At 36.9% G+C, this 5051-nt stretch carries 4 protein-coding genes; all 4 read right to left on the bottom strand.

The window, feature by feature from the left end; genetic code table 11:
• Positions 1-10: 10 nt before the first annotated feature.
• Complete coding sequence (gene polX / locus AB1422_16745; protein MEW6620955.1) at positions 11-1672, bottom strand: DNA polymerase/3'-5' exonuclease PolX; 1662 nt, start codon at positions 1670-1672, stop codon at positions 11-13.
• A gap of 76 nt (positions 1673-1748) precedes the next feature.
• On the bottom strand, positions 1749-2165 hold the full coding sequence (locus tag AB1422_16750) for a DnaJ domain-containing protein (GenBank protein MEW6620956.1): 417 nt from the start codon (positions 2163-2165) through the stop codon (positions 1749-1751).
• Entirely contained in the window at positions 2162-3370 is a 1209-nt protein-coding gene (locus AB1422_16755) for a hybrid sensor histidine kinase/response regulator (protein MEW6620957.1), read from the bottom strand. Before AB1422_16755 ends, AB1422_16750 begins: the two co-directional genes overlap by 4 nt.
• 6 nt (positions 3371-3376) lie before the next feature.
• Entirely contained in the window at positions 3377-4561 is a 1185-nt protein-coding gene (locus tag AB1422_16760) for an FIST N-terminal domain-containing protein (protein MEW6620958.1), read from the bottom strand.
• Between the last annotated feature and the right edge of the window lie 490 nt (positions 4562-5051).

Here is a 5051-nt window from a genome sequence, read left to right on the forward strand (position 1 = left end):
GAGGATGTGGCTATTTTGCGACGATGTCCAAAAGAAATCGAGATAACGGTTGGGTATTAATGATTATGTCTTTAGTCAGTCCTGCCCTTCTGGCTACCCCTACTCCTAATTTCATCATCCATAATTGTTGGAAGTGATGGGCATCGGTATCAATTACAAATTTACAGCCAAATTCTTTTGCCCTTCGGCAGTTTATATCATTCAAATCCAGCCGTTCATAATAAGAATTTATCTCAAGCACAGTTTGAGTTTGGCTTGCCTTTTGTAAAATCTTCTCCAGGTCAATTTCATATCCTTCCCGAGTGCCAATTAATCTTCCGGTTGGATGAGAGATTATATCGACTAAAGGATGCTCCATTGCCCGACAGATTCTCTCGGTTACATTATGTTTGAATCCCATATGAATTGCGGCAACAACTATATCTAACTGCTCTAATATTTTATCTGGATAATCTAAAGTTCCATCGGGTTTTATATCTACTTCATTGCCGGCTAAGATTTTAATTCCGCCAATCTTTTCGTTTAATCTTCTAATTTCCTCAATCTGATGTAATAATTCATCGGCGGTCAAGCCACCGGCATATTTAACCGATTGAGAATGGTCACAGATAGCGATATATTTATATCCAAGGCTTTTCGCATAACGGGCAATATCTTCAATTGAAGAAGAACCATCAGAATAATTTGTATGAATATGAATATCTCCTTGAATATCATCAAGTTGCACTAATTGGGGTAGATTGCTTGCTTGTTCTATCTCTCCTAAATCTTCCCGTAATTCTGGAGGTATCCAGGGTAAATCCAGTGAAAGATAAACATCCTCTTCGTTTTTCCCACCAATCCTCTCCTCACCTTTAAATACACCATACTCATTTATTTTCAATCCCTTTTTCTTTGCCATTTCACGAAGTTTAATATTATGAGCCTTTGAACCAGTAAAGTATTGCAGTGCCGCACCAAAAGACTCCTCCTCAACTACACGCACATCTACCTGTATTCCATCTTCAGTAATTATTGAACCTTTAGTCTCACCAGCGGCTAAGATTTCTTTCACCTGCGGTAAATGGACGAAATAATCAATTATCTTTCGCCCATTTTTACCTGTAACTAAAATATCAATATCGCCAATCGTTTCTTTTAATCGACGCAGACTTCCCGCGGGTGAAATTTTAGAGACCTCAGGTAATTTCTGTAATTTTGTAATTAATTCCTCTACCAGAGGCAAGGCAAATCCCAGTAAGATTCTTTCTCTGCTTGCCTGAAATAATTTAATCCCTCTTTTGATGTTTTCTATCTTTTTCTCACCCATTTGAGGTAATCTGGCTAAAAAACCATTTTCAATTGTTCGTTGCAGGTCTAATAGATTTTTAACCCCTAATTCTTTAAAAACAAGGGCTAAAGTTTTTGGTCCTAATCCCTGGATACCAAGTAATTCTATCAAACTATCCGGGACATCAGCCTTAATTTCCTCGTATTTTGTCATCATCCCTGTTTTTATGTATTCATCAATTTTCTTTGCAATCCCTTCCCCTACCCCATCAATTTCCATTAATTTCCCTTGTTTTGCCAGTATTTCAATATCATCCGTTAGGTCTTCAATTACGCGTGCCGCTTTACGGTAGGCATTAACCTTAAATGGATTTTCTCCTTTAAATTCTAAAATATCCGCCATATGATTGAAGATATTCGCAATCTGGGTATTTTTAATGGTAATTCACCTCTGTTGTAAGATGTAGGCATTCTGTATTTTATCTTTCCCCTGATAGATTCCGATATGCCTCCTGTATCTGAACAAACTTTTCATGAGCTAATTCTTTAAATTCATCACCCAGATGATTAACCTTATCCGGATGATACTTAGCGGCTAAATTAAGATAAGCCTTCTTTATCTCCTCTTGAGTGGCGTGTCGTGATACTCCAAGAATAGTATATGGATCTTCATCTATGTTCTCTTTTCTATCCTCTCTCTTCTGTCCTTTGTTTTCTGTCCTCTGATATGAAGTATATCTCCGAGGCAAATAAACATTAATAAACCAATATGTTAATCCTAAGACTATGAAATCATCTATGAGACTTATGAAATGAAAACCTGGCAGAAGGTCAATCGGACTGATAAGATAAAGGATAGCGCCTCCATAACATAATATTTTCCAGAACCAATTCATCTTTGTTGCTCTCCTTTTACTGAATACTTACTTACTGGCAAACTAAAGGTAAAAGTAGCTCCCCCTTCCGGCGGGCAATCTACCCAAATTTTGCCTTGATGATGGTCAATAATCTCCTTACAAATAGCCAGACCAAGCCCCATACCTGTTGGTTTATCAGATAAAATATTATCTTTTATCTGATAAAATTTATCAAATATTTTCTCTTGTTCCTCTGTCCTAATTCCAATTCCTGTATCACTAACTGAAATCCAAATTTCATCCTGAGCATTCGTTGCCGTAATCTTTATCTCTCCTCCAGAAGGAGTAAAATTAACAGCATTATTTATCAAATTAATTAGGACTTCTACCAATTTATCCTCATCACCATAAACATAAGGCAGATTATCTGAAACTTCCATTTTTAATTCTACCCCTTTTTTATTAGCCACGACACTCATTTTAGACACGGTATCCTCTATTATTTTATCAATAGAGATATTCCTTTTTTCCCATTTCAGTTTACCTATTTCGATTCGTGATAGAGTTAATAAATTATTAATTAACCGACCTAATCTCTCACTTTCGTCATTAATAATCCGGAGAAATTCCATTCTTTCATCTGGCTCTATCTGTTCATCCAATAGTATTTCTGCTAATCCTTTTATTGAAGTCAGCGGAGTTCTTAGTTCATGAGAGACCGTTACCAATAAATCAGATTTTACTTTGTTTAATCTCTCCAATTCTTTATTGAGTATTTCTAACTCATTGCGTTCTTTTTCCACCTCCATCAGAGAAGTTCTCAAGACTCTGGTAGTTTTCTCCCATTCGTCATAGGCATGTTCTGCATCTTTATCGACCGTCTCGAGTTCTCTTTTTGTTTTTTTTAATTCTTCAGTCAAGCGGATTTTCTCAAAAATTTTCTTTAGTTTAAATTGCAGGATTTCTAAAAAAATTGGTTTAGTAATAATATCCAGGTATTGAGGGTTAAATTTACTCAGAATGGTCGTAGGTTCACCGAGAGCAATAATGGGAACATTTTCACCAATGTCTTTTATTTCCAGGGTATTATCTAAATCCATGATAACTAATGGACATTTATCTTTAGTAATTCTGAATTCCTCGGATGTAGAAATAACCTGTGGTAAAAATCCTTCCTGTTCACAAAGTTTTTTTAGAACAGATATTATCTGGCTATCTTTGGATACAAGAATAATAGAATCCATTTTTTATTATCCTAAGACGACAATAGCATCAGTCAAATTATGGAAGGTGCTGATTTTAAAGATTTTACCTTCTTTTTCTTGCTGAATTGGAGCAATTTCACCATAGGTATAAAATCCTATGAGAGGGACATTTTCACCTAAAATGCCCTGGATAGCATCAATTTCTTTTTGTGTTCTGCGACCAAAGACTTTTTTCCGGGCACAGCAGTCAAAAACAAAGATAGCCGCTGGCGTGGTATTTTTTCCTAAATTTGACAAAGCGTATTCTGAGGCATCCCTGGCGGCTTTAATCGCATCAATCGTTGTTCCAGTAGTCATTTTGACAGTAGCACCTTGAGGAACCTTGCCAGCAAAAGTAACTGTTCCTAATTTTCTATCGACAGCCACCGGACAACGAAGATATCGTTGATTATTTTCATCAATTACGCCAAAGGGAAATTCAAACGCCACCTGGGGTAACTCATCTGCCCTTTCCCCCAGATATTCTTCATAGAGTTTAAAGACACTTTCTCCATCAAGTTCATAAACAACATTTCCTTCTGCCTTAGTTACTATTCTATCACGACCAATAAATGTCCAGCCATGTTTTACACCAGTACTTACTTTTACATTCCCGGAGATTAAAAGCCCAACTGCACCATTGGTTATAACCTGATTATCATAGTATTGATATGTTTTTTGAAATTCAAACCCATCGCCGGCTAAACCACCGACAATGTGAAATTCCTCTCCTAAAACTTCCTGTGCACCTCTAACCAAATCCACTCCATTGGCTTTAACTCCATCTCCAAACAAAAAGAAAACAGATATTTTTTTTTCATTACCACGATTATCCATAGCCATTTGAGCCGTCATCAAACCTGTTTTTTTTGCATCTATATTTGCCTCAAGCCCATATCCCATTGAAAATGATAGGGCATCTGAATTTAGTATCATTAGAGAAACAGAATCTTCCATATAACCAGTGGTAAGTATTTCTCCATCCGTAGAACAACCTACCAGAGGAGCATTTTTAATAACTGAATTTACGCCATTAAGCATTTTCTCCTGGTCATACTTAATTGCACTAAAGACAAAGACAGCATCTGCCCTTCCATTAGTTTTTTCCATAGCCATTTCAGCCGCCTTAATCCCAGCGGTAAAGGCATCTTCTGAACTGTGACAATATCCTACTGCGGCTTCTATTCCCATGATGTTTTACCTCCTTGTATTTGGTAATTGTGCCTTTCACGAAATTCACAACATGTTGATTTGCTTGTAGTTACAGATACACTCTTTTTCTTATTGCCCTCCTGTCATCTAACTCCTTGATTTCAAAAGAGTTGCAAACGTCAATTTCTTGCTTTTTCTTGATTTTCACCCCTTTTAAATAGGGGTGGAGGGCAATTTTACTTTTTTCCCTCTACCCAGAGGGAGGCTACACTTACCCCGGGTTTGCAGGCAATTCCCCCTTAATAAAGGGGGTTAGGGGGTTGTGATTGTTCAATCCATCCTTCAATTGCCCTTAAAACATTGTCTATATCTTTCTTTACATCACTATCATTGAATCTTATGAGAGTTAAACCCATAGACTTTAATTTCCATCCCCCTTAATAAAGGGGGCATAGGGGGTTGTTTCTTTCCATATCGTACTCAAATCTACTCTCGTTGTGGGTTTCTCCATCAATTTCAATTACCAGTT

The sequence above is a fragment of the bacterium genome (assembly GCA_040757115.1).
In the GTDB taxonomy this organism is placed as follows: domain Bacteria; phylum UBA9089; class CG2-30-40-21; order CG2-30-40-21; family SBAY01; genus JBFLXS01.

Bases quoted from the DNA above. Each gene is read 5' to 3' on its own strand.
- polX (MEW6620955.1), bottom strand. From the start codon at position 1,672: ATGGCGGATATTTTAGAATTTAAAGGAGAAAATCCATTTAAGGTTAAT.
- AB1422_16750 (MEW6620956.1), bottom strand. From the start codon at position 2,165: ATGAATTGGTTCTGGAAAATATTATGTTATGGAGGCGCTATCCTTTAT.
- AB1422_16755 (MEW6620957.1), bottom strand. From the start codon at position 3,370: ATGGATTCTATTATTCTTGTATCCAAAGATAGCCAGATAATATCTGTT.
- AB1422_16760 (MEW6620958.1), bottom strand. From the start codon at position 4,561: ATGGGAATAGAAGCCGCAGTAGGATATTGTCACAGTTCAGAAGATGCC.